The organism is Halorubrum sp. F4 (assembly GCF_027257195.1).
Taxonomy (GTDB): domain Archaea; phylum Halobacteriota; class Halobacteria; order Halobacteriales; family Haloferacaceae; genus Halorubrum.
The window spans coordinates 24,987-47,395 of the sequence record NZ_JAPDFS010000001.1 but is presented as its reverse complement, the minus strand read 5'-3'; the positions used below and the strand labels follow the sequence as shown (position 1 = coordinate 47,395).

General features: G+C 68.4%; 26 protein-coding genes. 14 read left to right on the top strand and 12 right to left on the bottom strand.

The window, feature by feature from the left end; genetic code table 11:
* Positions 1 to 48 precede the first annotated feature (48 nt).
* Together OKW78_RS00240 and OKW78_RS00235 are read left to right on the top strand one after the other, a co-directional pair.
* Complete coding sequence (locus OKW78_RS00240) at positions 49 to 1,119, top strand: sodium:calcium antiporter (protein WP_281194136.1); 1,071 nt, start codon at positions 49 to 51, stop codon at positions 1,117 to 1,119.
* Positions 1,120 to 1,204: 85 nt separating this feature from the next.
* Positions 1,205 to 1,510 (top strand): PRC-barrel domain-containing protein, encoded by a 306-nt coding sequence (locus OKW78_RS00235; RefSeq protein ID WP_281193329.1) that lies wholly within the window; start codon positions 1,205 to 1,207, stop codon positions 1,508 to 1,510.
* Positions 1,511 to 1,533: 23 nt separating this feature from the next.
* Here the strand turns inward: OKW78_RS00235 and OKW78_RS00230 are convergent, their stop codons facing one another.
* From OKW78_RS00230 to OKW78_RS00210, 5 genes are all read right to left on the bottom strand, one after another.
* The gene (locus OKW78_RS00230) at positions 1,534 to 1,860 is read right to left on the bottom strand and encodes a hypothetical protein (RefSeq protein WP_281193328.1); all 327 of its coding nucleotides are present in this window, start codon (positions 1,858 to 1,860) and stop codon (positions 1,534 to 1,536) included.
* A gap of 62 nt (positions 1,861 to 1,922) precedes the next feature.
* Entirely contained in the window at positions 1,923 to 2,339 is a 417-nt protein-coding gene (locus OKW78_RS00225; RefSeq protein ID WP_281193327.1) for a hypothetical protein, read from the bottom strand.
* Positions 2,340 to 2,346: 7 nt separating this feature from the next.
* Positions 2,347 to 3,036 carry a hypothetical protein gene (locus tag OKW78_RS00220; protein WP_281194135.1) on the bottom strand — a complete coding sequence of 230 codons (690 nt, stop codon included), beginning with the start codon at positions 3,034 to 3,036 and terminating at the stop codon, positions 2,347 to 2,349.
* 106 nt (positions 3,037 to 3,142) lie between these two features.
* Complete coding sequence (locus OKW78_RS00215) at positions 3,143 to 3,703, bottom strand: thioredoxin family protein (protein ID WP_281193326.1); 561 nt, start codon at positions 3,701 to 3,703, stop codon at positions 3,143 to 3,145.
* A gap of 48 nt (positions 3,704 to 3,751) precedes the next feature.
* Positions 3,752 to 4,240, bottom strand: a complete 489-nt coding sequence (locus OKW78_RS00210) for a hypothetical protein (protein WP_281193325.1) — start codon at positions 4,238 to 4,240, stop codon at positions 3,752 to 3,754.
* A 204-nt stretch (positions 4,241 to 4,444) separates the two neighbouring features.
* Here OKW78_RS00210 and OKW78_RS00205 point away from each other — a divergent pair, with 204 nt between their 5' ends.
* On the top strand, positions 4,445 to 4,645 hold the full coding sequence (locus tag OKW78_RS00205) for a hypothetical protein (protein WP_281193324.1): 201 nt from the start codon (positions 4,445 to 4,447) through the stop codon (positions 4,643 to 4,645).
* Between the two features lie 36 nt (positions 4,646 to 4,681).
* On the opposite strand, the gene OKW78_RS00200 is transcribed toward OKW78_RS00205, so the two are convergent.
* The gene (locus OKW78_RS00200) at positions 4,682 to 5,080 is read right to left on the bottom strand and encodes an OsmC family protein (protein WP_281193323.1); all 399 of its coding nucleotides are present in this window, start codon (positions 5,078 to 5,080) and stop codon (positions 4,682 to 4,684) included.
* A 75-nt stretch (positions 5,081 to 5,155) separates the two neighbouring features.
* Entirely contained in the window at positions 5,156 to 5,881 is a 726-nt protein-coding gene (locus OKW78_RS00195; protein WP_281193322.1) for a metal-dependent hydrolase, read from the bottom strand.
* A 209-nt stretch (positions 5,882 to 6,090) separates the two neighbouring features.
* Here OKW78_RS00195 and OKW78_RS00190 point away from each other — a divergent pair, with 209 nt between their 5' ends.
* From OKW78_RS00190 to OKW78_RS00175, 4 genes are all read left to right on the top strand, one after another.
* Positions 6,091 to 6,834 carry a fumarylacetoacetate hydrolase family protein gene (locus tag OKW78_RS00190; RefSeq protein ID WP_281193321.1) on the top strand — a complete coding sequence of 248 codons (744 nt, stop codon included), beginning with the start codon at positions 6,091 to 6,093 and terminating at the stop codon, positions 6,832 to 6,834.
* A 179-nt stretch (positions 6,835 to 7,013) separates the two neighbouring features.
* Positions 7,014 to 8,108, top strand: coding sequence for a histidinol-phosphate transaminase (gene hisC / locus OKW78_RS00185; protein WP_281193320.1), 1,095 nt, complete (start codon positions 7,014 to 7,016; stop codon positions 8,106 to 8,108).
* Complete coding sequence (locus OKW78_RS00180) at positions 8,105 to 8,665, top strand: adenylate kinase family protein (protein ID WP_281193319.1); 561 nt, start codon at positions 8,105 to 8,107, stop codon at positions 8,663 to 8,665. Before hisC ends, OKW78_RS00180 begins: the two co-directional genes overlap by 4 nt.
* 52 nt (positions 8,666 to 8,717) lie before the next feature.
* The gene (locus OKW78_RS00175; RefSeq protein ID WP_281193318.1) at positions 8,718 to 9,320 is read left to right on the top strand and encodes a CDP-alcohol phosphatidyltransferase family protein; all 603 of its coding nucleotides are present in this window, start codon (positions 8,718 to 8,720) and stop codon (positions 9,318 to 9,320) included.
* Between the two features lie 33 nt (positions 9,321 to 9,353).
* Here OKW78_RS00175 and OKW78_RS00170 read toward each other — a convergent pair whose 3' ends face one another.
* The gene (locus OKW78_RS00170) at positions 9,354 to 9,836 is read right to left on the bottom strand and encodes a cupin domain-containing protein (protein WP_281193317.1); all 483 of its coding nucleotides are present in this window, start codon (positions 9,834 to 9,836) and stop codon (positions 9,354 to 9,356) included.
* Between the two features lie 111 nt (positions 9,837 to 9,947).
* On the opposite strand from OKW78_RS00170, the gene OKW78_RS00165 reads away from it, so the two are divergent.
* Positions 9,948 to 10,184 carry a hypothetical protein gene (locus OKW78_RS00165; RefSeq protein ID WP_122104569.1) on the top strand — a complete coding sequence of 79 codons (237 nt, stop codon included), beginning with the start codon at positions 9,948 to 9,950 and terminating at the stop codon, positions 10,182 to 10,184.
* A 63-nt stretch (positions 10,185 to 10,247) separates the two neighbouring features.
* Here the strand turns inward: OKW78_RS00165 and OKW78_RS00160 are convergent, their stop codons facing one another.
* Positions 10,248 to 11,432 carry an MFS transporter gene (locus tag OKW78_RS00160; RefSeq protein ID WP_281193316.1) on the bottom strand — a complete coding sequence of 395 codons (1,185 nt, stop codon included), beginning with the start codon at positions 11,430 to 11,432 and terminating at the stop codon, positions 10,248 to 10,250.
* A 118-nt stretch (positions 11,433 to 11,550) separates the two neighbouring features.
* Between OKW78_RS00160 and OKW78_RS00155 the strand changes: the two genes are divergently transcribed.
* Positions 11,551 to 12,321 carry a hypothetical protein gene (locus OKW78_RS00155; RefSeq protein ID WP_281193315.1) on the top strand — a complete coding sequence of 257 codons (771 nt, stop codon included), beginning with the start codon at positions 11,551 to 11,553 and terminating at the stop codon, positions 12,319 to 12,321.
* Between the two features lie 108 nt (positions 12,322 to 12,429).
* Here the strand turns inward: OKW78_RS00155 and OKW78_RS00150 are convergent, their stop codons facing one another.
* The gene (locus OKW78_RS00150; protein ID WP_281193314.1) at positions 12,430 to 13,650 is read right to left on the bottom strand and encodes a Xaa-Pro peptidase family protein; all 1,221 of its coding nucleotides are present in this window, start codon (positions 13,648 to 13,650) and stop codon (positions 12,430 to 12,432) included.
* Positions 13,651 to 14,092: 442 nt separating this feature from the next.
* On the opposite strand from OKW78_RS00150, the gene OKW78_RS00145 reads away from it, so the two are divergent.
* Positions 14,093 to 15,067, top strand: coding sequence for a transcription initiation factor IIB family protein (locus tag OKW78_RS00145; RefSeq protein ID WP_281193313.1), 975 nt, complete (start codon positions 14,093 to 14,095; stop codon positions 15,065 to 15,067).
* A gap of 28 nt (positions 15,068 to 15,095) precedes the next feature.
* Here OKW78_RS00145 and OKW78_RS00140 read toward each other — a convergent pair whose 3' ends face one another.
* Complete coding sequence (locus tag OKW78_RS00140; protein ID WP_281193312.1) at positions 15,096 to 15,869, bottom strand: inositol monophosphatase family protein; 774 nt, start codon at positions 15,867 to 15,869, stop codon at positions 15,096 to 15,098.
* Positions 15,870 to 15,982: 113 nt separating this feature from the next.
* Here OKW78_RS00140 and OKW78_RS00135 point away from each other — a divergent pair, with 113 nt between their 5' ends.
* Positions 15,983 to 16,459 carry an NUDIX hydrolase gene (locus OKW78_RS00135; protein ID WP_281193311.1) on the top strand — a complete coding sequence of 159 codons (477 nt, stop codon included), beginning with the start codon at positions 15,983 to 15,985 and terminating at the stop codon, positions 16,457 to 16,459.
* Between the two features lie 159 nt (positions 16,460 to 16,618).
* Positions 16,619 to 19,129: a hypothetical protein gene (locus OKW78_RS00130; RefSeq protein WP_281193310.1), complete on the top strand. Its 2,511-nt coding sequence runs from the start codon at positions 16,619 to 16,621 to the stop codon at positions 19,127 to 19,129.
* Positions 19,130 to 19,219: 90 nt separating this feature from the next.
* Here OKW78_RS00130 and OKW78_RS00125 read toward each other — a convergent pair whose 3' ends face one another.
* Positions 19,220 to 19,525, bottom strand: coding sequence for a hypothetical protein (locus OKW78_RS00125; RefSeq protein ID WP_122104561.1), 306 nt, complete (start codon positions 19,523 to 19,525; stop codon positions 19,220 to 19,222).
* 261 nt (positions 19,526 to 19,786) lie between these two features.
* On the opposite strand from OKW78_RS00125, the gene OKW78_RS00120 reads away from it, so the two are divergent.
* Both OKW78_RS00120 and OKW78_RS00115 read left to right on the top strand, forming a co-directional pair.
* Positions 19,787 to 21,148 carry an adenylosuccinate synthase gene (locus OKW78_RS00120; protein WP_281193309.1) on the top strand — a complete coding sequence of 454 codons (1,362 nt, stop codon included), beginning with the start codon at positions 19,787 to 19,789 and terminating at the stop codon, positions 21,146 to 21,148.
* A 99-nt stretch (positions 21,149 to 21,247) separates the two neighbouring features.
* Entirely contained in the window at positions 21,248 to 22,396 is a 1,149-nt protein-coding gene (locus tag OKW78_RS00115) for an acyl-CoA dehydrogenase family protein (RefSeq protein WP_281193308.1), read from the top strand.
* Positions 22,397 to 22,409 lie beyond the last annotated feature (13 nt).

Genomic DNA, 22,409 nt, shown 5'->3' with positions numbered 1-22,409 from the left:
ACGACACCGATGGTTTCATCGGCGCACTCGTCGATCCTCGACCAAGTGATGGTCCTCGGAGGCGTCCTCCCCGACACCACGGCCGTGAACGTCCTCGTGGTCGTCGCCGCGAGCGGGCTGATCTGGCTCGGCAGCGGATGGCTCGAGGAGGCCGCGGAGGGACTCTCGACGCACTACGGCCTGCCGCCGGTCGTCCAGGGGACGGTCGTCGTCGCGGTCGGATCGAGCTTCCCCGAGTTCGCGAGCGTCGTCGTCACCGCGCTCGCCGGCGTCTTCGACATGGGAGTCGGCGCGATCGTCGGGTCCGCGATCTTCAACGTTCTCGTCGTCCCCGCGCTCTCGGGACTCGCGACGGAGGACGACCTCGACTCGAGTCGGACGATCGTGTACAAGGAGGCGCAGTTCTACATGCTCGCGGTCTCCGTGCTCGTCATCACCTTCGCGCTCGCGGTCATCTACGAGCCAGTCGTGGCCGGTACGGGCGGGACGGTCGGAACGGGCGGGACGGACGGAGGAAGCCTGACCGGCTCGATCACCCGTCCGCTCGCGGTGGTCCCGCTCTTCGTCTACGTACTCTACCTGTTCATCCAGTGGCAGGACACCGGCGACTACGAGGCCGATACCGGGGAGACGAACGTCGCCCTGTTCCGCGAGTGGGGGAAGCTGGCCGCCGGCCTCCTCCTCATTCTCGTGAGCGTCGAGGCGATGGTGTCGGCCATCGAGTCGCTCGGGCACACGTTCGGGATCCCCGAGTTCCTCGCCGGAATGACGATCATCGCGGCGGCGACGAGCCTCCCCGACACGCTCGTCAGCGTGCGGTCCGCCCGCGACGACAACAGCGCGACGAGTCTGGGCAACGTCCTGGGATCGAACACCTTCGATCTGCTCGTGGTCATCCCCGTCGGAGTGCTCATCGTGGGAGCGGTTCCGGTGAACTTCTCGACTGCGGTACCGATGTTCGCCGTCCTCACGCTCGCGACGGTCCTGCTCTTCGCGACCCTCCGGACGGATCTGGCCCTGTCGACCCTCGAGGCGTACGCCCTGCTCGTCACGTATGGACTCTTCGTGGCGTGGGTCGTCGCCGAGGCGGCCGGCGTGACGGGGATCCTCCCGGCCTGACACCGGAAGGACGAGGAACGTCCGCGTCAGACGGGCGTCGTTCGACAACGAACGCTTAATAGGCGCGCTCGTGACCGTATCGGACATGAACGCTGCTCCCGAGGAGATCACGTCCCTTGTCGGCAGAGAGGTGTACTCGAACAACGGCGTCTTCGTCGGCGAGGTGGAGGACGTCCGCCTCGATCTCGACACACAGTCGGTGACCGGACTGGCACTGGCCGAACTCAATCACGAGCTCTTCGCCGGGCGCGTCGACGACAACACCGGCGTGATCGTCCCCTACCGCTGGGTCCGCGCGGTCGGCGACGTGGTGCTCATCAACGACATCATCGAGCGGCTCGAGACCGGAACCGACGAGCCCGAAGTCGAGACCGAAAAGCAGGCGACCTAGACCGAGACCTCTCGAGTCCCGGCTCAGAAGGGAAGCGCGTTTCGGAGCCCGTCGAGGAATCCGCGGCCGCCCCGGCGTGCCTCGTCGAAGACGGGATACAGCGAGTCGAGCAGTTCAGTCTCGTTCTCGAACTTCGACTTCGGGACCTCCTCCAGTGCCGTCGCCAGGTCGATCGTTCGTCCCTTCGAGTCGTAGGGGATCTCCGGGTGATCGAGCGCGCGGACGATCTCCCGACTCGTCGCGGGAAACGAGAGGTCCGATTCCTCGATCCGGGCGTCGAGCGCGGCGATGCCGAACTCGATCGCCTCCGGTTCCGCGGACCCGCCGCCGCCTGGTGGGCGTGCTGCCATCGCCGTCTCGTAGCCGCTCGGTCGCCTTTAAACTCGGGTTTGCGGGACGAGAAGGGTCGGAATCACTCCGGAATCGACTCCTCCGGCGGAGTCGCGTCGAGGACGACCAGCTCGATCCCGTCGCCGGCGCGGTCGAAGGCGGCGACGCCGTCGGCGTCGTACGGCGGGACCGCGACGAGAACCACCGCCGCGAGGTCGTCGGTCTTCGACAGTTCGAGCCGGCCGGTCGGATGTGAGAGGAACCGTGCGCCGCCCCGACCGGCAGGCGTCCCGAGATCGACGCCGAACACCGCGTTCACCGGGCCGCCGACGCCCTCGAGCGTGAAGTGCGTCAGGACGGGCGTCTCCGGATCCAATCCGAGGTCCGCGTCGAACGCTCCCGCACGGGTGGCGGATAGGCGAAGGTTCACCGCGGTCGGGTCGCGCTCGGCGGCGTGGTCGAGAAGCACCGTCAGCAGGTCCCGAGTGACGTGGATCACGGGACGATCAGATACCGAGCGCGGACCGGAGCGTCTTCGCGTAGAGTCCGGGAGCCTTCCGCCGGGACCCCGCGAGCGCGCCCTCGACCGCCGCGCCGGCGTCGTCAAGGACGCCCGCGCCGTGACCGACGAGAACGCGGTCGGGAGCGAGGCCGGAGAGGACCGTCCGCGGCGGCGTCAACCGGAGCATCGGGTGGACGCCGAGCCGCTCGCGATCCCCCCGGAAGTACGACGCCGAGCCGAGCGACTCGGGGACCACGAGCGTCTCTCCGTCGAAGAGGCCGACCTCCTGCCAGGGCGGTATCGTAGAATCCCGGATCCGGATCGACTCGAAACCGGAGTCCGCAAGCCGGCGACCGAACCGGCGCACCTGGCCGTCGACGCCGTCGGCGACGCCGGTCATCCACTCGGGGACGTAGACGGGGACGTCGTGGCGGTCCGCCAGCGTGGCGGCGTCGCGTTCGTGCCGGTCCAACCCGATCACGACGCCCGCGACCGATCCGAACTCCGCGAGCAGGTCGTCGACGCCCGGCGCGTCGACCGGGTCGATCACCCACACGTCGTCGTCGCCCTCCTCGTTCGGCACCGCGAGCGCGTGGCTCGCACGTTCCATCGACTCTTCCGGATAGGCGATCCAGCCCACGCCGCGGTCGAAGCGATCGATCTCGTGGAGTTCCGGCTCGCCGACCTCCTTCATTCCCATGGGATCCCTTCGGGCGGGAGCCATTTCAACCCGTCTCCGGCGGATCCGACAGGCCCATGGATCGGCGCGATCGTGGCGCTTCCGGGCGGACGGTCCGTGCTCACTCGTCGGGCCACTTGATCGAACAGCCACGCGACGGCCGGTCCGGGTGCGGGACCTCCTCGCCCGCGAGCACCGCCTCGACCGCGTCCCGAACGTAGAACTCCGTCGGCTCGTCGTCGGGGTTCAACGCGTCGTCGAGCCGGCCGTGATAGCGGAGCCGCCACTCGCCGTCCTCGCGGCCGAACAGGAACGGATCGGGGGTACACACCGCGCCGTAGGCCGCGGCGACCTCGGCGGTCTCGTCGCGGAGGTACGCGTCGTAGGCGATCGTCCCGTCCGCGACCCGCTCGCGCATGGCCTCGAAGGAGTCGTCGGGGTACTCCCCGGCGTCGTTCGGGTTGATCCCGACCACCGCGAGGTCGTCGTACTCGGCGGCGAGGTCGTTGAGCAGGTCGAACTTCGCCTTCGCGTACGGACAGTGGTTACAGGTGAACACCACGAGCAGGGCGTCCGTCTCGAAGTCGTCCAGCGCGTGCGTCTCGTCGTCGGTTCCGGGTAGCTCGAAGTCGGGCGCCACGTCGCCGCGTTCGAGTTCGGAGTCGGATTCCATCGCGACCATGTGCGACCGTAGCTTCGCCGGATGCAAAGTCGTTCCGGGCATTCCCGTTTATCGCGCCGCGTTCGCGACGAGACGGACGCTCGCCGACAGAACGAGCCATCCGACCGCACAGGCGACGCCGACGGCGAGGAGGACGGAGAGGTAGTGAACGACTCCCGCGACCGCCGAGAGAGCCGCGGCGTCGACGCCGACCGGGAGCGGATCGAGACGCGCGGCCACGTCCGTGGCGAGTCGATCGCCGACCGATCCGATCCGGATCCCGACGGCCGCGACCATCGCCGCCGGCGTAACCGCCGAGAGGATCCGTGCCCAGCGGTCGGAGCCGTACGCTCCGAGGCCCGAACGGCCGTGAGTGCCGTCCCGAACGTTCCCGTCCGGATCGGAGACGCCGAACGGATCGACCGGGCCGACCGGGTCGACCGAGCCGGCCACGTCGGTGACGGAGCCCGCCGGTGGTCCGCCGGATCCGTCGCGCTCGGGCCGTTTCTCCTCGTCGCTTCCCCTTCGAGACCCCGGACCGTATCCGTTCGACGTCATACGTCCGGTGGCCGCGATATCGTATATAAACGTACGCCGGAAGACGCACGACTGCGGACGATCCCGGAAGACGCACGACTTCGGACGACCTCGGAAAACGCACGAGCTCTCAGGAGGCGGTACGACGGCTCTTCGCCGACGTTTCCGGCGGTCGCGACCGGCGTCGCTGCGGGATTTATGCCGCAGTCGGGCGTTTCCCTCGACATGTCGAACGTCGAGCCGAGCTACCGGGTCCTGCGGCTCCTGTGTGCGAACACGATCGGGATGGGTGGGTTCCTCGCGGCGTACGTCGTCGCCCGCGAGCCCGGCGTCGCCGTCATCGCCGCGGTGGTGCTTGGGGCTATCGGCTACGTCGCCTCGAGCGTCCTCGTCGACTACGCGTCGAGCGGGACGAACGGCTCATGAAACGATCGGCGGGGACGTCCGCGAAGTCGGTCCGTCTCAGAACGCGTCCGAGTGGACGTTGATCTCGGCGCGGAGCTCCTCACGGAGCGCCGAGTGGACGTGACAGATGTCCTCCCCGCGGGCGACGATCTCGTCCGCGGTCTCGTCGTCGAGGTCGGCCTCGACGTGGAGGTCGAAGACGATCGACTCGAGGTCGTCGTCATCGTCGAGCCCGGCGCTCGCGTCGATCTGGATCTTTCCGAGGTCGTCCTCGCCGCGCTGGCCGCCGCCGACGCGGAAGGCGGGGATGTAACAGGAGGCGTACGTCGCGACGAGCGCGGCGTTCGGGTTCGGGCCGGTCTCGTCGGTCGCGTCGATCTGGAGGTCGAAGTCGCCGACCTGGCTCGTACACGCGTAACCCTCCTCACAGACGGTGGTGGTCTCGATGTCGGACATGTCGTCTCCGAGGTGGACTCCCGCGGGCCTAAAGCTTCCTATACGGGCCGTTTCGAGGGGCGGGTCCGCCCCGTCTCAGGACTCGAGCGTGTACGTCTCGTCGCCCTCCAGGATGACGGGTTCCGCGGCGGCCCCGGCCGCCTTCACCTCGTTGACGAACTCCCGAGTGTCGATCTCGATCGGCGGGAACGTGTCGTAGTGCATCGGGAACACCACGTCGGCACCCACCCAGTCGGCGGCGATACCCGCACCCGCGGGGCCCATCGTGAAGTGGTCGCCGGCCGGTAACGCGGCCGCGTCGGGCTCGAGGTACGGCGCGATCACGTCGACCATCTCGGACATGAGGCCGGTGTCGCCGGCGTGGTAGAACGTGGTACAGTCGGGGTCCGACTCCTGGGTCGGCTTCTTGTCGCCGATCACGAACCCGGCCGGCATCCCCGCGGAGGTCCCGTAGCCGGTGTCGATCCCGTTCGAGTGGTCCGCACGGACCATCGTCACCCACGCGTCGCCGCACTCGACGGTGCCGCCGATGTTCATTCCCATGCCGCCGACGGCGTCCTCGTGGCCGAAGGTGTCCTGGACGTAGCCCGTCAGCTCGGGGGTCGCGACCACCGTCGCGCCCTCGTATCGGTCGACGTCGGCGATGTGGTCGGCGTGGCCGTGCGTCAGGAGGAGGTAGTCCGGATCGAGCTCCTCGGGGTCGACGTCCGTCTTCGGGTTGTCGAAGAACGGATCGATCAGTAGTTCGGTCTCGTCGACGACGACGTGCCACGTCGAGTGGCCGTGCCAAGTGAGCTCCATTGCGGTCGATACGTCTCGGCGAGCCGTAATAAAACACGACGCCGCGGATCCGTCTTCCGCGGTCGACGACGCTCCGAGGTGAGCCGAGGGACCACGGAGATGCCGGTCCGGGAAGGAACGGAACGGCCGGTTCGTCCGATGGATCCGGTTCCGTCGGCAACAACGGGGCCATTCAGGAGGGTTTTACCTATCACAATCGATGGATCGGTATGCACTACGCACGGTTCCGCGACCCGGCCGGTTCGATCCGCAAAGGACGCTACGACCCCGAGACCGAGACGGTCGCGTTCGGCGACGACGTGTACGACTTCGACGACTCCGAGATCGACGTACTGCCGCCGGTCGATCCCTCGAAGATCGTCTGTATCGGCCGCAACTACGCCGAACACGCCGCCGAGCTCGGGAACGACGTTCCGGACCGACCGCTGCTCTTCTTGAAGGGACCGAACGCACTCGCGGGCCACGGCGACACCGTCACCGCCCCCGAGGGGAAAGACCGGATCGACTGGGAGGCGGAGTTCGTCGTCGTGATCGGCGAGTCGTGCAAGGACGTCGCCGCGGAGGACGCGATGGACGTCGTCGAGGGGTTCACCTGTATGAACGACGTCTCGAACCGGGACGACCAGAACCGCGAGCAGAACTGGGTGCGCGGGAAGGCGTTCGACAACTCCGCCCCGCTCGGCCCGGTCGTCGCGACGCCCGACGAGGTGCCCGACGAGGCGAGCGTCGAGCTCCACGTGAACGGCGAGCAGAAACAGGACGGCCATCTCGGCCAGCTGATCTTCGACGTACCGACGCTGATCGAGGAGATAACGACGTACCTGACCCTGGAGGAGGGCGACGTGATCGCCACGGGTACACCGGACGGCGTCGGGCCGCTCTCGGACGGCGACACGGTCGAGGTGACCGTCGAGGGCGTCGGAACGCTCGAACACGACGTTCGAATCCCCTGAACCGGGCACATCCGGGGATCCCCGGGATAGGTCCGGGCGTATAAGATCCGGAGTGCGGACCGATCGCACACCACGTTTCCGGTGAATCGAACGTCTCTCCGCACGGCGACCCTCACCGCTCTCGAGCCCGACACGCCGGTTCGGTCACCCTTAAGGCCGGCCGCCGCCGATCCACGGGCATGCAACCACGGGACCTCTCGGATCACTCCCCGTACGTGCCCGGCAGGGGCGTCGAGGAGGTCGCCCGCGAGCTCGGGATCGACCGCTCGGAGCTGATCAAACTCTCCTCGAACGAGAACCCCCACGGGCCGAGCCCCGCGGCCGTCGAGGCGATCCGCGAGCACGCGGACAGGGTGAACGTCTACCCCAAGTCCTCACACGCGGACCTCACCGAACGGATCGCCGAGGAGTGGGACGTGACGACCGAACAGGTGTGGGTCTCACCGGGAGCCGACGGCTCGATCGACTACCTCTCGCGGGCCGCACTGGAGCCGGACGACCGGGTGTTGGTCCCCGACCCCGGCTTCGCGTACTACGCGATGTCGGCGCGATACCACCACGCCGGCGTCGAGACGTACCCCCTCTCGATCGACGACGGGTTCGCTCAGACCGCGGAACGCGTGCTGAGCGCGTACGGCGGCGAACGGATCGTCTACCTCACCTCGCCGCACAATCCCTCCGGGTCCGTGATCCCCCTCGAGGAGGTCGAGACGATCGCGGACGCGATCGCCGAGGAGACGCTCGTCGTCGTCGACGAGGCCTACGGGGAGTTCGCCGACGTCGACAGCGCGATCCCGCTCGTGAACGACCGGGACGACGTCGCCGTCCTCCGGACGTTCTCGAAGGCGTACGGTCTCGCCGGGCTTCGGATCGGCTATAGCGTCGTCCCCGAGGAGTGGGGCGAGGCGTACGCCAGGGTCAACACGCCGTTCGCGGCGAGCGAGCTGGCGTGTCGGGCCGCACTCGCCGCGCTCGATGACCCGGACCACGTCGAGGAGTCCGTCGAGACAGCGCGATGGGCCCGCGATTACATCGCGAGGGAGCTCGACGCCGAGACGTTCGACTCCGCGGGCAACTTCGTGCTCGCGCGGGTCGGCGACGGAACCGCGGTCGCCGAGGCCGCTCAGGAACGGGGCGTCATCATCAGGGACTGTACCTCCTTCGGATTGCCGGAGTGCGTGCGGATATCCACCGGAACCCGCGAGGACACGAGGGAGGCCGTCGACCGGCTCAACGGTGTGCTCGCGGACCTCGAACTCGGTGCCAAAGCGTGACCGAGGACCGTCACGACCCGTCGAACGGGGACGTTCCCGCTCGCGTCGCCGTCACCGGCACGCCCGGAACCGGCAAGTCGACGGCGACCGCCCTGCTCGAAGGTGAGTACGACGTGATCCATCTCAACGACCGGATCAAGGGAAATGAGGACCTCTGGACCGAGCGCGACGCGGACCGCGACACCCTCGTGGCCGACCTCGACGCCGTCGCCGATCACCTCGGCGGCTGGACCGGCGTGCTCGACTCGCACCTCGCACACCACTTCGCGGTCGACCGCGTCGTCGTCCTCCGATGTCACCCCGAAACGGTCGAAAAGCGGCTCCGCGAGCGGGGAGAATCGGCCGCGACCGCGGCGGAGAACGCCGAGTCGGAGGCGCTCGACGTGATCCTCTCGGAGGCCGTCTCGACACACGGAATGGAGAACGTCTACGAGGTCGACACGACGGACCGAACGCCAGAATCCGTCGCCGAGGCGGTCCGAGAGGCGATCGAGGGGAACGTCGAGCCGAGCGCCGGAACGGTCGACTTCACCGACTACGTAGGAGATCGTTTATGAGTCGAGCGGGAGTTCCGGACGGACGAACGATGGCTTCGGAGGGGATCCTCGCGTGACGCTGGATCAGTTCCGGTCGGTCGCCGACCGCCTGCTCGGGCCGTGGGTGAGCGCCGCCGACAGGCTCGGACTCTCGCCCGACCAGGTGAGTGTGCTCGCGTTCGGTGCGGCCCTCCTCGCCGCCGGGGCGTTCGCGGTCGCGGACCCCGCGTTCTACGTGCTCGGATCGCTTCTCGTGTTGCTCAACGGGTGGCTCGACCTCGTCGACGGCGCGCTCGCCCGCGAACAGGAGATCGCCTCGGACGGGGGCGACCTCCTGGACCACGTCCTCGATCGCTACGCCGACATCGCCGTCATCGCGGGTTTCACTGCCGGGATCGACGCGTACGCGCTGGGCTTTCTCGCGGTGACCGGCGTGCTGATGACGTCGTACATGGGGACGCAGATCCAGGCGGTCGGGATCGGTCGCGAGTACGGCGGGCTGCTCGGACGCGCTGACCGGCTCGCGCTGATGGGGATCGTCGGCGTCGTCGCCGCGGTCTACCCCGACCCGATCCTCGCCGGAGTGAACGTCGTCGGCCTGCTGCTCGCCCTCTTCGCCGCCGTCGGTCACCTGACCGCACTCCAGCGGTTCCTCGGCGCGTGGCGGGACCTGTGACGGTCGTCGATCCCGCCGCAGCGCGCACGCGAACTACGCCGGCCCGGGCGTGAGCCGATCGACGACTTCCCCGCAGGCCGCACACGTGAGGACGTAGTCGTCGCCGTCGACCTCGTAGCTCCGGTCGCTCTCCTCGCCGCAGGAGGGACACTCCTCCGCGATGATCGCCCCGTCAGTCTCCTTTGGCGCGCCGACGGCGACGGCGCGGGTCGGCTCCTCGCCGGTCGCCCGTGCCAGGTTCGTTGTGTCGGGCGGCACGAAGACCGCCTCCCCGGCGTTCACGACGAGAACGTCGTCAGCCAGTTCGACCTCGAGCGTTCCCTCGAGGACGTAGAACAGTTCCTCGTGGTCCGGGTGCCGGTGGGTTCCCCACGGGAGCCGCTCGCCGGGATCGGCGACGTAGTAGTTGAATCCGAACTCGGTGACGCCGAGCGCCTCGTCGACCTCCTTCTTGTGGCGGGTGGGGTTCGGCGCGTCCGGGAGTTCCTCGACCGCGACCTTGGTGACGTCGGTCATGAGAGGAGGTCCGATGGCGACGCAGTAATACTCGGGGGGTCGGCGTAGCCGCCCCCGCAAGCGGCGGGGGCGGTCCGGGAGTTTAAAAACGTCCGGCCGAAAGGATGAGTCATGCCGACCTTCGAACTGAACCTCTCGGACGACGTGTACGCCGACTTCCAGCAACTCGCGGACTCCGAGTTCGTCACCGAAGAACAGGCCGCAGAGGAACTGATCGCGTCCGGGATCGAGGCCTACAACGTCAGCGTCGTCGACGACGACCCCCGCGACGAGATGCTCGACGGCGCGGAGAACAACATGTTCGACACCGCACAGGACCCGGGCAGTCTCGAGGACGACCGGTTGTAGTCGCTCCCGCTCCGCGACCAGCGTTTTTCAGAATCTCAGTCCGAGTCTGTACCCCAGTCAGAGTCAGTACCCCAGGCCGAGCGCGCGGTTCGCCGAGAGCGTGAGCAGTCCGACCGCCATCACCGCCGCGAGCAGACCGAACGCGGCGGCCCATCCCGCCGCGTCGGAGACGGCCCCGACGACGACGCTGCCGGACGCGCCGAACACCATGTAGACGGTGCGCACGAGTCCGAAGCCGGCCCCGCGCTCCGCGTCCGAGAGCAGATCCATGAACCGCGACTGGAGGGGAGCTCCCCACGACATCGCCAGCCCGACGAGGAGGACGCCGAGGACGACCGGCCCGAGCCCGGTTCCGTCGCGGGTCGCGACGACGAGGAGCGCGTACCCGACGACGCCCGACGCCATCGTGAGGATCACCGTCTCGTCCCGACCGATCCGGTCGGAGAGCGACCCCGTCACGGGCTGGGTCCCGCCGTGGACGAGGAAGTACAGCGAGAACAGAAGCGCGGACAGCGCAGCGGAGAGCCCGCCGCCGACCTCGAGGAACGTGGGCAGAAAGGAGGCGGTCGCCTGCCAGGTGAACGCGTTGAGCGTCGCCAGACCGGTCGTATAGCCGATCGACGGCCGCGAGAGGAGTTCGACGAGCGGCCCGAGCGCGAACCGCTCGCGGATCGGCTGGTCGGGGCGACGCGGCTCGGTCGGTCGGATCCTCCAGGCGAACAGCGTGAACACGGGGATCGCGACGGCGGTTCCGAGCAGGATCCCCGCCCGCCAGCCGTAGCGCGCGCCGACGAGCGCCGCCGCCGGCGGGGCGACCAGTCCGGCGATCGGACCGCCGGCGACGTGGACCCCGATCGCGCGTCCGATGTCGTCGAACTGTCGGGTCAGGAAGGTGGTCGCGACGGTGTAGTGGAGGCCCGCACCGGCCCCTAGAACGACAGTGAACAGCATGAACGCGAGGGTCGACGGGGAGGCGGCGATGAGCAGCGATGCGACCGCGGTCGAGCCGACGGCGACGAGGATCACGGTCCGCTCGCCGTAGCGGTCGCCGAGGATCCCGGAGGGGAACTGCGAGAGCGCGTACGCGACCCACATCCCAGAGAGCGCGAGCCCGACCGTCGCGTTCGTGACGCCGAAGGCCTCGGTGATCTCGGGGACGAGCGGGCTGATGGCCAGCCGCGCGACCATCGTCGCGGTGAACGCGAGGGTGCAGAGTCCGAGCGCCGTTTGTGCGTACCGCCAGTTCACGGTCGGCGTTTCGTCCGGGCGAAAAAGCGGGTTCCGATCCCGGCGAGTCGCCCGATCGACGGAGGACCGGGACTCGTTTCACTAGTTTTAGGTGACGACCGGACGAACCGCCCCTCACATGTCCCTCCAGATCGGTTCGACGATAGCGAACGGCATCGGCCGCGTCGCGAATCGGAACGGCCTGCTCCTGGTCCTCGCGTCCGTCGTCCTCGGGACTGCCTGGCAGGTCGCGTTCAACAGCGCCGTCGCCGCGTCGCTCCCGCCCGAGTTCACCGGGCAGCTCGCGCCGGTCATCGACGCGCCGCTTCCGGTTCTCGTGGCCTTCACGGTCGCGTCCTTCCTCGTGTTACCGGTCGTCTCGGTCGTCGCTATCCGGACCTTCGTCGCGGGCGAGACCGACCGCATCCCGCGCGAGTTCGTCACTCGTCGGATCGGCTGGGTGGTGGCGAACCTCCTCGTCGGCGGCGTGGTTCTCAGCGTGTTGATGATGCTCGGAACCCTCCTGCTCGTGATTCCGGGTATCATCGTCTACGTCGCCCTGCTCTTCATGGCCGTCTTCGTCGCCGTCGACGACGAGAACTTCGTCGCCGCGATGGCCGACAGCTGGCGGCTCACCCGGGGAAGCTGGCTCCGACTGTTCGCGCTGATGCTGATCGTGACCGTCCCGTTCACCGTCGTGATCGGCGTGCTGTCGACGGCGCTGGCGCTCGCGATCGGCCCGTCGTCGACCGCGGCGACGCTCGTCACCGTCGGGATCTCGATGGCGTTCAGCGTCGCCATCCTCGGCGTGCTCGCGGAGGCGTTCGAGCGCCTCCGTGAGGAGCGCGACCGGACGGCTGCGTCCGACGAGGACGACGTGGCCGATCCCGGTCCCACGCCCATGGCGTGACTCTTCGATGGTGTGATTCTTCGATGGCGAGACTCCCGAGATCGGCGGCGTAAGCACCAGACGTCGGCGGCGTGACTTCGCCCTGCCGACCGTCCTCGGCGTACGCCGTCAGTCGACGACGAACTCGAGCGGATACTCGGTGAGGTTCTCGTGGCCGTCCTCCGTGACGACGACGAGGTCCTCCAGCCGGACGCCTCCCACGTCGGGGTCGTAGAGACCGGGTTCGACGGTGACGACGTGGCCGGGTTCCAGTTCGCCGGCGCCGCTCGCGAGCCGGGGCGACTCGTGGACGTCGAGGCCGATCCCGTGGCCCGTCGAGTGGATGAACCCCGTCTCCGTCTCGGGATCGGTCCGGAACGTGGGTTCGCCCGCCGCCTCGTACACCTCGCAGGCGGCGGCGTGGACGTCCTCGCCGGTCGCCCCCGGCTCGACCGCCTCGAGGGCGGCGTCGAGCGCCCGCTCCGTGAGGTCGTACCACTCGCGGGCCGCGGGGTCGGGTTCGCCGACGCAGAACGTCCGAGTCATGTCGGCGTGGTACTTCGTCGCCTTCGACCGGGGAAACACGTCGACGATTATCGGCTCGTTCGCGCGGAGCGGACCGGATCCGCGGTCGTGCGGGTCCGCCGCCTGCGCGCCGCCGGCGACGATCGTCTCGTCGAGCGCGCAGCCGCGTCGCAACAGCGCGACCTCGATCTCCTCGGCGACCCGCTCGCTGGTGAGCGGTTCTCCCTCGTAGAGGAGCGTCGGTTCGACCGCGTCACCGTCGGCATCGACGTCGCCGTCGTCGGTGACGGCTGCGGACGCGTCCACGTCTCCGGCGATCTCGGCCTCGGCGAGCAACGCCTCGGCGGCACGCATCGCCGCCTCGTTCGCGCGCTGTGCCTCCCGGATCGCCTCGATCTCGTCGTCGGTCTTGACCGCCCGGACCTCCCCGAGGACGTCCTCGCCGTCGACGTCGACGTCGATCCCGCGTTCGCGGAGCGCGTCGACCGTCCCGACGGGACCACGTGGCGGCACGGAGACCGACTCCACGCCCTTCTCGCGGACGAACCGCGCGAACATGTCGTACCGCTCCTCGTGTCCGCCGTACTCGTAGTCGTAGTCGGCGTGGCGCTCGACCGTGTCGGCGGCGGCCTCCGATCGGGCACGGCCGTACTCGAGCCCGGAGACGAGCAGGTGTACCTCGCCGTCGGCGTACAGCGTGAGGAACGGGTCGGGTCCGGTGAAGCCGGAGAGGTACAACTGGTTCGCGTCGTCCTGTGAGGCGTCGAGCAGATATCCGTCGGTGTCGATCCCGCCGAGAAGGCGATCGAGCCGCGTCCGGTTCATGACGACCGTGTCGGGCGAACGGGTAAATCGGTTGCCCTCACGAACGGGCCACGGGGATCCGTTCGGGTGAGAATCCAACTAAGTAGGGATCCACTCGGACGCGGATCGGCGACCGCCAGGACCGAATCAAGGGGCGAGAGGAAGGTGGAAGGAGGGGACAGGAGAGGGAGGTGGAAGGAGGAGCGAGAGAAGGGATCGTCGTACGAAACCGATATATATCCGTGTCGTACGTCGAATCCGAACGAGCGCTCACGGAAGATCAGGATCGATATTCGGTCGGAAAATCCGATCTCAACCGTATCATTCCGCCAAGTACGTCGTTTTTTCAGGTCCGATATCGGGACGAGGATTTATATGTTTCCAAGCCCTACCTCGGGGTGAGGAACCAGAAACGTAGATCCATCTTTCGGTCCCACGGTGCCCTCCACCCGAATCAAACACAATGAGCGACAACGTTCGAACCTACACGACGGAGCACGCGGACGACGAACAGGAGAGCGAGTCGGAGGCGGACGAGGAGCTACACTGCCCCGAGTGCGGCGGCCAGCTCGCGACGGACACCGAGCACGGCGAGACGGTGTGTGCGGACTGCGGGCTCGTCGTCGAGGAGGACGAGATCGACCGTGGGCCGGAGTGGCGCGCGTTCGACTCGCGCGAGAAGGACGAGAAGTCCCGCGTGGGCGCGCCCACGACGAACATGATGCACGACAAGGGCCTGTCGACCAACATCGGCTGGCAGGACAAGGACGCCTACGGCAAGTCGCTCTCGAGCCGACAGCGCGAGAAGATGCAGCGACTCCGTACCTGGAACGAGCGGTTCCGCACGCGCGACTCGAAGGAGCGGAACCTGAAGCAGGCGCTCGGCGAGATCGACCGGATGGCCTCGGCGCTCGGGCTCCCGGACAACGTCCGCGAGACCGCCTCGGTCATCTACCGCCGCGCGCTCGACGAGGACCTCCTCCCCGGCCGATCCATCGAGGGCGTCTCGACCGCCTCGCTGTACGCGGCCGCCAGACAGGCCGGAACGCCCCGGAGCCTCGACGAGATCGCGGGCGTTTCGCGCGTCGGCAAGGACGAGATCGCCCGGACGTACCGCTACGTCGTCCGCGAGCTCAAGTTGGAGATCCAGCCCGCGGACCCGGAGAGCTACGTCCCGCGGTTCGCCTCCGACCTCGGCCTCTCGGACGAGTCGGAGCGTCGCGCGCGAGGGCTCCTCGACACCGCGAAGTCGCAGGGCATCCACTCGGGGAAGTCGCCGGTCGGACTCGCGGCCGCCGCCGTCTACGCCGCCGCCCTCCTCACCAACGAGAAGGTGACCCAGAGCGAGGTGAGCGAGGTCGCGAACATCTCCGAGGTCACCATCCGCAATCGCTACCACGAGCTGCTTGAGGCCGAGGACGGCATCGCGATGAACTGACGCTTCCGCCGCCGTCCGTCCCTGTCTCTCACCGTGACGCGTCGATCGCCTTCCACAGCGCGGCCAACCGGTCCTCGTCGGACGCCGCGACGTACAGCGGCCCCTCGCGGCGGATCGCCGCGCCGGCCTCCGAGGCGAACAGCTCCGTGACCGCCCGCTCCTCCTCGTCGGGATGGAACTGGACGAGTCCCTGGATTCGCCCGCGAGCGAAGAGTCCGGAGTGGACCGTCGGAGCCCAGCTGTCGATCACGCGTTTGACTTCGTCGGAGAGCGCCTCACGGATCGCGTCGGCCCGCCGGGAGAGGCCGGGGTCCCGCGGGACGTCGCGTCCGACGATCGTCGCGACCGTGCTCGCCGAGAGCGGGACGTCACTGTCGGCCGTCACTCGCGTTCCTTCGTAGATCACGCCAGCGTCCCCTCGCGCGAGATACGTCTCCTCGGTCGCCGGCTGTCTGACGGCCGCGAGCGTCGGCTCGTCGTCCTCGAGAACCGCGACCGACGCGGCGAAGGTCGGCAGCCCCGCGGTGAAGTCGTTCGTGCCGTCCAGCGGATCGATCACCCAGCGGTAGGGACCGCTCCCGTCGAACCGACCGGCCTCCTCGGCGAAGACGGGATGATCGGGGAACGCACGCCGCACCACCGGGAGCATCCGCGCCTCGGCCGCCTCGTCGGCGGCCGCCTTCACGTCGGTCGCACCGTACTCGCCGTCGGCGTCGCCGTTCCGGTATCGCTCACGCAACTCCGCGCCGCCGGCCAGCACCGCCGCACGGGCGACGGCTTCGACGTCGTCGAGGTCAGTCATGGCCGGGCGTTCGACCACCGCGGTCAAAGAACCCGACGGAACGCGTCGTCGGGATCGTCGCCGCTTCGACCGAGTCCCGAACGCACAAATCGTGTCGGGTCGAGAGGACCGATATGGAGACGACCCGCCACTTCACGGCGACCACCTACGTCGTCAACGACGGCGCGACGGCACTTCACGAGCACGACCGGCTGGGTATCCATCTCCCGCCGGGTGGGCACATCGACCGCGACGAACTGCCCCACGAGGCGGCGCTACGGGAAGTGCGCGAGGAGACCGGACTCGAGGCCGAACTCGTCGCCGACCGTGCCGACGTGGAGACTCCGAACGGCCGGCCGCTGCCGGAGCCGGCCCATCAGATGCTTCACGACATCGACGTCCATCCGGACGGGTCGGTGAGCCACCAGCACATCGACCACCTGTATTACGCGCGGGTCCCGAACCGCCGGATAGATCCCGTCGGCGACGACGAGGCGGCCGCCGACGAGTGGTCGTGGTACACTCCCGAGGAGCTTCGGGCGGGCGAGTTCGACGCCGACGTGGTCGCGCTGGGCCGTGAGGCGATAGCGACCGTAGCCGGCAGGGAGTAAGTCCGAACGCGGCGTCGACGTCGCCGGCGTCGGGGCGGCGGGACGGTGTCGAGGCAGCGGCAGTGTCGGCGGTGACGCGTCCGGATCCGCCCGATCCGGCCGATCCGGCGTCTGACGGTCCGGAAAGTATTTGGGTCGGTGCCGGGGAATACCGGTAAGATGGACGCACAGCGAAGGAAGGAGATCACCGGGTGGGACGCCCGGGAGTTCGACGGCGGGTTCGACGGGCTCCGCCGGTTCGCGGACCGCGGTTTCACGGGCGCGGCGACCGACGGCACCGGGTGGTTGTTCATGCTCGACGGCCGCGTCGTCGGGACCGTCGACGCGGACCTCGACGCGTTCGCGGACGCCTCCGGAACTATCTACGAGGCACCCCACCAGGCGCTTCCAGTGCTTTTCGCGATGCAGGAACGGGGCGGCGAAAAGCGCGCGCAGTACTACACGAAGGACACGCCGCTCTCGGAGGCGGACGACAAGCTCTCGCAGGGAGGGTTCACCGGCTACGTCGAGCTCTCCGAGAACGTGCTCTCCGGCGACTACTACGTCACCTACACCGGCGGCGAGTCGATGGCCGCCGCCTTCGTCGGGAACGCGCGCCGGCTCGAGACCGGCGAGGACGCCTTCGAGCTCGCGAACGACGAGATCGGGATCTACACCGTCTACGAGGTCGACCTCGATGTCAAGGAGATCCCGGAGGCCGACGGAGCCACCGGCGGCGCGGGCGCAGCCGGAGGGGAGGACTCCGGCGACGGGACCGAACGTGCGGACGACGACGGGGGTCCCGGAGAGAGCGAAGACGACCCGACGTCAGAGCACGGTCCCGACCGCCAGCGGGACGATCACCCGAGCGATGACCGCGCCGACGCCACGGATCGATCGCGGGACCCGAGAGAGACTCCGGCCGCGTCGAACACGGACGGGTCGGCCGCGGAAACGGATCAAAACCGGGTCGAGACGACCGATCGAGACGAGAACCCGCCGACTTCGGGATCGACGTCGACATCGGAATCGACGTCGGCATCGGCCACGAGGGGCTCCGACGGCCCCGACGGCCCCGACGGCTCCGACGAACCGCAGTACACCGCTCGAGAACGACGGGACGACCAGCGGCAGCCTGACGGGGAACGCCGACGCGACGGCGAATCCGTGGCCGACGAGCGGAGTGAGGGACCCCGTTCGTCCGGAAAGACGGAAGACGCCGAAAGCGAGCGGAAGGACGTCACGGAGCAACCGACCGCGGAGGAGCCGGAGACGCCAACCGATCGACGACCGGATGCGCCGGCCAGGCCTACCGGCTCTACCGAGTCTACCAGGTCTACCGGATCTACCGAGTCTACCGACTCTACCGGATCGAACGGTCCATCGGACGACGACGACGTCTTCTCCGAGGAGGCACAGTGGCGCGAGACCAAGTCGATCCCGGCGCTCGATCCGTCCGAGACCAGCGAGCGCGGCGAGAACCCGGCGGCGGGATCGTCGGCGCGTACGAACCGGAAACCGGGCACTTCGTCGAACCGAGGCGGTCGATCGACGGGGTCCTCGGGCCGGTCACGACCCGACGGGACCACCACGGAGGAGTCAACGCCGGAACGGGGGTCGGAAGCGGGGTCGTCGCCGAACCCGCGCTCGACGGCTCGGTCCGGATCGGGGCGAGCTGCCGTCTCGGGGCGAGTTCCGGACGAGGTCCGCGAACGGGTCGAGGAGCTGGAATCGGCGCTCTCGACGGCCGAATCCGCCCGGGAGGAGGTGGCGACCGAACGGGACCGACTCGAGACTGAACGCGACGAACTTCGCGAGGAGCTCGACGAGGTGACGAGCGAGCGCGACGAGATCGAGGCGGAGCGCGACCGACTCGAGGAGGAACTCGATCGGCTCCGCACGGAGGTGGATCGACTCCGCGAGCAGCTCGATCGGGCGGAGTCACGCCTCCCCGACGGCGACCGGAGCCTGTCGGCCGCCGAGGCGCGCGACGGGACCAACCTGTTCATCAGATACGACTCGAAGAGCGGCGCGACGCTCGAGGACGCTCACGACGGGGCGGTCACCCGGGATGACCTCCGGCAGAACCTCCGGATCGAACACCACACGAGCTTCGAGACGGAGGGACTCCTCGTCGACGGCGAGCCGTTCGAGTCGTTCCTTCGGGAGACGATGGAGTACGGCTTCACCCGGTGGCTCGTCGAGGAGCTCCCCTTCGAGATCGGCGAGACGAGCAACGGGAGCGCGCTCCGTGACCTCTACGACGCGCTCCCCGAGGTCGACCGCGCCGAGATCGGCGGCTCCGTCTCCGTCGTGATCCGGGAGAACGGCGAGGAGACGCGCGAGCAGCGCTCGTTCGATCTGGTATTGCGCGACCGCATGGGCAACCCGCTTTTCGTCGCCGAGCTCAACAACTCGCGCGCGCCGACCGCGGGCGGGACCCTGGAGTCGCTCGTGGCGAACGGCGGGGTGATAGGAGAGTCGAACGAGGCGTTCGCCGCGGCGTTCGCGGTGACCGCGAGCTTCTTCGAGCCCGACGCGTTGGAGGCCGCAAGCGACGCGGTCGGCGGGGGATTGTTCAACCGCTCGAAGCGCAAGAGCTTCGTGAAGCTCTCGCGCAAGCGCGGCTATCACCTGTGTCTCGTGGAGTCTCGCGAGGGCGGGTTCCACCTGACGGTCCCGGACCTGTAGCGGAGAGGAGTCTCGTCGGCGGGAAAGCGGTCAGTCGGCGGGTAGTCGGGGCGACCGGGCGATACGCGGAAACGGATCCGAGCTCCTCGATCAGTTCTCGAGTTCGGCGGCGTCGTCGATCCGCATCGATCCGAGCTTCTCGACCGTGTCGTCGAGCTTCTCGTCGAGTTCGTCGACGAACTCGTGGGTGCGCTCGGTCGTGATCGCGCCCTGACTGGAGGGCTCGATGAGGTTCTCCTCCTCGAGGACGCGAAGCGAGTACCGGACCTTGTGGTGGGGGTAGCCCGTCTCGTTGGACATCTTCACGATCCCGATCGGTTCGTTCTCGATGACCATTCGCAGCACCTGAAGGTGCCGCTCCAGCATATCTACCTCCTTTTCGAGTCGATCTATCATGCCATATGTTAACTCGTCATGCCCCCTTTTAAAAGTTGTTGTCGAACCGCGGAGGACGAATTCCGGCTCACGGTTTGACATGGGAGTAGTTAACGGTTCGGATCTCGGAGTCGATCGGGACCCGCCCGGGGAAGGTCGCCGGAGAAACGCACGAACGGCGACATCTCTCCGGTCACGATTCGAGAACGATCCACGTTTGTGAGGTTATCTCGACGACGGACCGTAATCTGTTTTACCCCCCGGTCGGAAGGGGGTAGCGGTATGACAGTCACCATCGTCGGCTCCCAACTCGGGGACGAGGGCAAGGGCGCGCTCGTCGACCGGTGGGGAGGGGACGCGGACGTCGTAGTCCGTTATCAGGGCGGCGACAACGCCGGCCACACCGTCGTCGAAGGCGGCGAGGAGTACAAGCTATCGCTGGTGCCGAGCGGGGCCGTCCGCGGCACGGTCGGCGTGTTGGGCAACGGCTGCGTGGTCAACCCGCGGACGCTCTTCTCGGAGATCGACGGGCTCCGCGAGCGCGGGCTCGATCCGGACGTTCGGGTCGCACGCCGGGCCCACGTCATCCTCCCGTACCACCGCGTCCTCGACGGGATCGAGGAGGAGGTCAAGGCCGACGACGACGCCGGCGACGAGGTCGGCACGACCGGCCGCGGGATCGGGCCCACCTACGAGGACAAGGCGGGCCGCCGCGGGATCCGGATCGGTGACCTCCTCGACCCGGAGACGCTCCGCGAACGGCTCGAGTACGCCGTCTCGCACAATCGGGCGATCGCCGAGGACGTCTACGGGCTCGACGTGGCGGACTCCGAGCACGCGGACGCCTTCGACGTCGACGCGCTCCACGAGGAGTTCGTCGAGGTCGGCGAGCGCCTGGCCGACGACGGGATGACCGTCAACTGCAGCGACTTCCTCCATCGTCGCCGGGAGGCGGGCGACCGGATCCTCTTCGAGGGTGCACAGGGGACGTCGATCGACATCGACCACGGGAACTACCCGTTCGTCACCTCCTCGAACCCGACCGCCGGGGGCGCGGCCGTCGGATCCGGACTCGGGATCACGACCGTCGGCGCGGGCGAGGTCGTCGGGATCGTGAAGGCGTACCTCTCGCGAGTCGGGTCGGGACCGATGCCGACGGAACTCGACGGGGACGACCGCGAGGAGACGCTTGCCGACGAGATCCGCGAGAAGGGCGGGGAGTTCGGGACGGTCACCGGCCGACCGCGCCGGATCGGCTGGCTCGACCTCCCGATGCTCCGGCACGCCTCGCGCGTCTCGGGGTTCACGGGCGTCGCGATCAACCACGTCGACGTGCTCGCCGACCTCGAGGAGCTGCAGGTCTGTGTGGGCTACGAGCTCGACGGGGAGCGGATCGACACCGTGCCGACGACGACCCGTCGGTGGGAGCGGTGTGAACCCGTCTACCGCGAGTTCGACACCTGGTCGTCCGTCGACTGGGCTGCCGTCGCGGAGGAGGGCTACGAGGCGCTCCCCGAGGCGACGCGAACCTACGTGGAGTTCGTCGCCGACGAGATGGACGCGGCGGTGTACGCGGTCGGCGTCGGCCCGGACCGCGAGGAGACGATCGAGCTGGCGAACCCGTTCGAGGAGAGCGACGCGTAGACGAGACCGGCGCGTACCGGTGTGGATCGGACGAATAAACGAAGCACGGGTTTTTCGTTGTTCCACGAAGGTTTTGCCCCGGCGGGGTGGAGTCCGGACATGGACCTACTCGACGAGAGTATCGTGCCGGAGCGCGCACGGGACGTCAAACGCGAGGCGCGCGAGTTCGCGGACGAACACATCGCGCCGAGCGCCGAAGCCTACTACGAGTCGGGCGAGTATCCCTGGGACGTGCTCGAGGCGGGAATGGACGCCGGGCTCGTCGCGCAGGACATCGGCGAGGAGTACGGCGGGAAGGGGTTCGACCTCGCGCAGGTGCTCGCGATCGCCGAGGAGTTCTACCGTGCCGACGCCGGCATCGCCCTCACCCTCCAGCTCGCCAGCTTCGGCTGCGAGATGCTCGAGCAGTACGGGACGGACGCACAGAAGGAGGAGTACCTCCGCCCGGTCGCGGAGAACGATCAGATATCGGGGCTCGCGGTCTCGGAGCCGGAGACCGGCTCCGACCTCGCGGGGATGACCACGGAGGCGGAGAAGGTGGAGGGCGGCTACGAGATCACCGGCGAGAAGTACTGGGTCGGCAACGCGGTGGAGGCCGACTGGCTCACCGTCTACGCGAGGACCGGCGACGGCGACGACCGCTACTCGAACTACACGCTCTTCGTCGTCGAGACGGACTCCGAGGGGTACGAGGCCGAGCACATCCCGGAGAAGATGGGGATGCGCGCGTCCAAGCAGGGTCACATCGTCCTCGACGACTGTTTCGTCCCCGAGGAGAACGTCGTCGGCAGCGAGGGCGGCGGCTTCTACGTGCTCGCGGACTTCTTCAACCACGGTCGGGTGGTCGTCGGCGGCCACGGGCTCGGGCTCGCCGCCGCCGCCATCGAGGAGGCCGAGGAGTTCGTCCACGGCCGCAACGCCTTCGGCCGAACCGTCAACGAGTTCCAGGCCGTCCAACACACCCTCTCCGACATGCGGATCGGCTTCGAGTCCGCCCGCGCGCTCAATTGGCGCGCATGCGAAAAGGTCGCGAACGGCGAGGACGCCGGCTACTGGGCCGCGCTGGCGAAGACGAAGTCAACGGAAGTCGCGGTCGACTGCGCCGAGAAGGGCATGAAACTCCACGGCGGCCGCTCGATCCTCACGGACCGGCGGATCGCCCGCGTCTACCGCGACGCGCGGATCCCGGTGATATACGAGGGCGCGAACGACATCCAGCGGAACCTCATCTACCGGCAGTCCCGGTGAGGAGTCGGCCTCG